The sequence below is a fragment of the Alistipes sp. genome, assembly GCF_020026455.1.
Taxonomy (GTDB): domain Bacteria; phylum Bacteroidota; class Bacteroidia; order Bacteroidales; family Rikenellaceae; genus Alistipes.
In genome coordinates, this window is sequence record NZ_JAHHQJ010000024.1 from 1 (window position 1) to 5,576 (window position 5,576).

Consider the following 5,576-nt stretch of genomic DNA (forward strand, 5'->3'; position numbering starts at 1 on the left):
CCTTGTAGGCGCAGCCGGTTTCGAATGGTCCAAGTGCCTAACCTCAATGCTGGGAGCTCAATGCTGGAGCTGAATGCCTGGATCCAAATGATTCACAAGCCGAAAAACATGCGGTATTCCAGATGCTTTTCGGCTTGTGAGGCTTAATGTTGTGCTGGAGCTCTCCCTTGCGAATCCGTTTTGCGGAAAATTCCGCAAATTCCGGTCGGTCGGAAGCAGAGAAGGGTTTAGTTGCTCTGTTGCTGAGCTGCCGTGTAGGCGTCGGCTTTCTCCTTCATGCGGGCCGCGCGCTTTTCGCTGTCGGGATGCGTGGAGAACATCTTCTGCACGGTGGAGGCTTTGGCGCCTTTCGACAGTTCGACCAGCTTGTTGAGCGAGTTGGCCATGCCGTAGGGGTCGAACCCGTGTTTCACGCAGAATTCGAATCCGTAGGCGTCGGCTTCGTACTCCTGCTTCTGCGAGAACTGAGCATCGGTGAAGGCTGCCACGACTTTGCTCAGTTGCGATTGGCTCAACTTGGCCAGCGAACTCCCTTCGGCGGCTCCGGCGGCATTGCGGGCGGCGGATGCGAGATAGGCGTTCTTCATGGCGTGTTTCGTGTCGGCATGCACGACGTGGCCGATTTCGTGGCCGATGATGGCCATCAGCTCGTCGTCGTCCATCAGGTCCATCAGGGCGGCGAAGACACGGATCGAGCCGTCACCGCAAGCGAAGGCGTTGACATCGGTAACCAGGTAGACCTTGAAATTCAGCGGAAGCCCGTTGGCGTCGGTGATGCCTTCGGTGAGGCGCTTGAGGCGTGCCCCGTAGGTCGTCGTGTCGGCCGCCACGGGATTGTTGGCGTCCATCCATTCGACCGATTCGCGGCTCAGGCGGGAAATATCCTCGTCGGAGAGCGTGATGGCCTTGGCCACGTCCTTGCCGGCGTTGAGCAGTTTCCCGGTGTTGATTTTCTTACCGCCGATTTTGAATTGAGCAAAAGCTCCCGTGGGGCAGGTCGCGGCCAGGAGTGCGGCTGCAAACAGGTAGAAGAGTTTGTTCATGGTTTATGCTTGTGTTTGTCTGTGCAAAGATGTGCTTGAGGCGGGGGAGCCGACCCGCGTGGATGCTGGGGCGGAGGATTCCGGCTTGATGGAAGGGGTGATTCCGAAACAGCCCTGCGGTTACATGTAATCGGATATGCTTTGTTTTTTCTTGCCCTTGGCATCCCGCTTTTCCTGCCTTGCGCGCTGTTGGCTGTGCCAGGGCGACGAGGGCTCGATCCCCGTGTAGATCGTGTAGTTATAGATATTGTAGGATACGTCCTGCGTTTGGGCAATGGCTTTGTTGTTGTGCGAGGTCACTTTTATTTCCTGCGAACAGGCGCTCAGCTCGATTGAGAATTCCCCGAAATTGAACCGGTATTTTTGCTGGTCGGGAAGGCTTGTTTCGATCAGGTTTTCCCCGTGTTCCCTGGCGAACGAGAGCAATTCGTGAAATGTGGCGTCTTTATAGAATAGCACGTCGACAAATGCAGTGCCCTCCGCGCCCTTTTGGATGATGATACGGTAGTTGTTTTCCTCGGGTTTTTGGCCCGGGAAGATGAGGGCGAACCTTTTGACGTTCGTTTTGTCCGGCGTGGAGCCTTTGGACAGGATCCATTGATTCTTCTTGTTGTCGTATTTGAATCGGGCTTCGGCCAACTGGTCGTCCGTACAGGAGAGGAACCTGGAATAGGGAAACGAGGTTTGCGCCGAAATCGGAATGCAGTATAGGGATAGCAGAATGACGAGGAATAGCTTTTTCATGGCAAATCCGTTTAAATCGTTGACTGAAAGGGTAAATATAGACAAATATAACCATTAAAAAAAGTCTGTTTTGAAAAAAACAGACTTTTTTTGCACATGGTATGGAGCGACTATTTCATGTATCCCTTGATGTAGTGGTGGTGCGATCCCCAGCGCTCGAAAGCAGCCCGGTCAAGCTCCTCCTGCGCCGAAGGATGCGCTACGGAGATCAGCAGACGGGCACGCTCCTGCATGGTCTTGCCATAGAGGTCCACGGCTCCGAATTCGGTCACGAACCAGTGGATGTGGTTGCGGGTCGTCACCACACCGGCACCGTCCAGCAGCGTCGGGCAGATCTTCGACACGCCCTTGTTGGTGATCGAAGGCATGGCGATGATCGCCTTGCCGCCCTTCGAGAGCGATGCGCCGTAGACGAAGTCGATCTGTCCGCCGACACCCGACCAGAATTTCGTGCCCAGCGAGTCGGCGCACACCTGGCCCGTCAGGTCGACCTGCAGGGCCGAGTTGATGGCCACGAAGCGGTCGTTCTGCGAGATGATGTAGGGGTCGTTCGTATATCCGACATCCATCATCAGCACACCCGGGTTGTCGTCGATGAAGTCGTAAACGGCTTTCGAACCCATCAGGAACGTCGAGACCATCTTGCCGGGGTCGGTCTTTTTGGCCTCTCCGTTGATGACGCCCTTTTCCACCAGCGGCAGCACTCCGTCGGCGAACATTTCGGTGTGGATACCGAGGTTCTTATGGCCGCCCAGCTGGCTGAGAACGGCATTCGGAATGGCTCCGATACCCATCTGAAGCGTTGCTCCGTCCTCGATCAGCGCGGCGCAGTGCTTGCCGATGGCCGTCTCGACCTCGTTCGGCTCGGAGAACTTCGCTTCGATCAGCGGGGTGTCGTCCTGTACGAAGTAGTTGATCTTCGAGGAGTGGATCATGGCCTGACCGAAGGCGCGCGGAACGTGTTTGTTCACCACGGCGATCACATAGTCGGCGCACTCCACAGCGGCCAGCGTGGCATCGACGGAGGTACCGAGCGATACGAATCCGTGTTTGTCAGGCGGGCAGACCTGAATCATCGCCACATTGCACGGAACGGCTCCGCAGCGATACAGACGCTGCGTCTCGCTCAGGAAGATCGGAATGTAGTCGGCATAGCCGCTTTGGGTCACCTTGCGGACGTTCGCGCCCACGAAGAACGAGTCGAGCTGGAATACGCCCTCGAATTTCGGATCGGCATAGGGTGCGGGACCCTCCGTGTGCAGGTGATGGACGTGTACGTCCTTCAGTTCGCCGGCCTCGCCGCGTTTGCACATGGCATTGATCAGGCACTGGGGAGCCGATGCCACCGAGCTGAGATGGACGTGGTCGCCCGATTTGATGACCTTGACGGCTTCTTCCGCTGTCACAAAATGGATTGGGTTAGTCATTACTGCCATAATTTTAAGTGGTTGATGGTTGTTATGGGTTATTTGCGTTTTACTTCCACTTGTTCGTAGCCCTCGACAATGTCGCCGATGCGGATATCGTTGAACGACTCGATGTTCAGACCGCAGTCCTGTCCGACGACGACCTCTTTCACATCGTCCTTGAAGCGCTTGAGCGAACCCAGCTTGCCGGTGTAGATCACGATGCCGTCGCGGATGACGCGGATCGGGGTTGCACGTTGCAACTTGCCCTCGCGGACCATACATCCGGCGACGGTTCCAACCTTGGAGATCTTGAAGATCTCGAGCACCTCGACCGAAGCGACGATCTCCTCCTTCATCACCGGCTCGAGCATGCCCTCGATGGCATCCTTGATGTCGTTGATGGCGTCGTAGATGATCGAGTAGAGGCGGATTTCGATCTCCTCCTTCTCGGCCAACTTGCGGGCCGAAGCCGACGGACGCACCTGGAAGCCCACGATGATGGCGTTCGAGGCCGCAGCCAGCAGCACGTCGGACTCCGAGATCTGTCCCACGGCAGCGTGGATGACGTTTACCTGCACGGTCTCCTTCGAGAGCTTGATCAGCGAGCCGGACATGGCCTCGACCGATCCGTCCACGTCACCCTTGACGATGATGTTCAGCTCCTTGAACGAGCCGATGGCGATGCGGCGGCCGATCTCGTCGAGCGTCACGTGCTTCTGGGTCATGATGCCCTGCATGCGGGCCAACTGTTCGCGCTTGTTGGCGATTTCGCGGGCCGAGCGGTCGTCGTCCATGACATTGAACGAGTCGCCGGCCTGCGGCGCGCCGTTGAGTCCGAGCACCTGCACAGGCGTCGAGGGACCTGCCGTTTCGACCTTCTTGCCGTTTTCGTTGAACATGGCCTTCACGCGGCCCGTGTAGGTCCCCGAGAGAATCACGTCGCCGACGTGGAGCGTACCGCTCTGCACCAGAATCGTCGACACGTAGCCGCGACCCTTGTCGAGCGTCGACTCGATGACCGTACCCTGTGCTTTTTTGTTGGGGTTGGCCTTCAGGTCGAGCATCTCGGCCTCCAGCAGTACCTTTTCGAGCAGTTTGTCGAGGTTCAGACCCTTTTTGGCCGAGACCTCCTGGTCCTGGTATTTGCCGCCCCACGACTCCACGAGGTAGTTCATCTGCGAGAGCTGTTCCTTGATGTGGTCGGGGTTGGCGCTGGGTTTGTCGATCTTGTTGATGGCGAAAACCATCGGCACGCCTGCAGCCTGCGCGTGGTTGATCGCCTCGACCGTCTGCGGCATGACGCTGTCGTCGGCCGCAACGATGATGATGGCCACGTCCGTTACGGCGGCTCCGCGGGCGCGCATGGCCGTGAAGGCCTCGTGACCCGGGGTGTCGAGGAAGGTGATCTTCTGTCCGTTCAGCACCACGCTGTAGGCACCGATGTGCTGGGTGATACCGCCGGCCTCGCCCTCGATGACGTTGGTTTTGCGGATGTTGTCCAGCAGCGAGGTCTTACCGTGGTCGACGTGTCCCATGACCGTCACGATCGGCGGACGCGGGACGAGGTCTTCCTCGCGGTCCTCGCTGTCGTCGGCAATGGCCTCCTGGATCTCCACCGAGACGAATTCGGTCTTGTAGCCGAACTCCTCGGCGACCACCACAAGTGCCTCGGCGTCGAGACGCTGGTTGATCGACACCATCAGACCCAAGTTCATGCAGGCCATGATAACCTCCGTCGGGGCGACGTTCATCATCGTGGCCAGCTCGCTGACGGTCACAAACTCCGTGACCTTGAGCGTCGAACGCTCCATCTCCTCGCGTTCGAACTCCTCGTTCATGCGCTCGGCGACGGCCTCGCGCTTGTCCTTGCGGTATTTCGAGCTTTTGCTCTTGGCACCCTTGGCCGTCAGACGCGCCAGGGTGTCCTTTATCTGCTTCGATACCTCTTCGTCGCTCACTTCCGGACGCACGACCGGCTTGGGGGCATTCTTGCCCTTGTTGCGGCGTCCTTCGCCCGGACGGGGCTGGTTCTGGCCGCCGCCGCGGTTCTGACCCTGTCCGCCCGAACGGTTGCCGTTGTTGTTCTGGCCGCCCTGGCCGCCCTGGCCCTGACGGTTGCCGCCGCCATGGGCATTGCCCTTCGGGGCCTTGTTGACATCGACCTTCTCCTTCTGGAGGCGCTTGCGTTTATGCTTGCCGCCGGCGACGAAACCCGACACGTCCATCGTGCCGAGCACCTGCGGACCGGTGAGGGTCACCGTCTCGGGGCGGAAGATGTTGTCCTTCGGGGGCTCGGGCTTCGGTTCCGCTGCGGGGGCAGGGGCCGGAGCCCCCGAAGGACAACATCTTCCGCCCCGAGACGGTGACCCTCACCGGTCCG

4 protein-coding genes are annotated in these 5,576 nt (G+C 58.7%); all 4 read right to left on the reverse strand.

All coding sequences use genetic code 11. The features are described 5' to 3' along the window. Window positions 1-227 precede the first annotated feature (227 nt). Window positions 228-1,043 (reverse strand): M48 family metallopeptidase, encoded by an 816-nt coding sequence (locus QZ460_RS10165; RefSeq protein ID WP_290541466.1) that lies wholly within the window; start codon window positions 1,041-1,043, stop codon window positions 228-230. Window positions 1,044-1,163: 120 nt separating this feature from the next. Continuing rightward, window positions 1,164-1,787: a hypothetical protein gene (locus tag QZ460_RS10170; RefSeq protein WP_290541467.1), complete on the reverse strand. Its 624-nt coding sequence runs from the start codon at window positions 1,785-1,787 to the stop codon at window positions 1,164-1,166. Window positions 1,788-1,897: 110 nt separating this feature from the next. Then, window positions 1,898-3,214: an acetyl-CoA hydrolase/transferase C-terminal domain-containing protein gene (locus QZ460_RS10175; RefSeq protein WP_290541468.1), complete on the reverse strand. Its 1,317-nt coding sequence runs from the start codon at window positions 3,212-3,214 to the stop codon at window positions 1,898-1,900. Between the two features lie 38 nt (window positions 3,215-3,252). After that, window positions 3,253-5,454 carry a translation initiation factor IF-2 gene (gene infB / locus QZ460_RS10180; RefSeq protein WP_290541469.1) on the reverse strand — a complete coding sequence of 734 codons (2,202 nt, stop codon included), beginning with the start codon at window positions 5,452-5,454 and terminating at the stop codon, window positions 3,253-3,255. Between the last annotated feature and the right edge of the window lie 122 nt (window positions 5,455-5,576).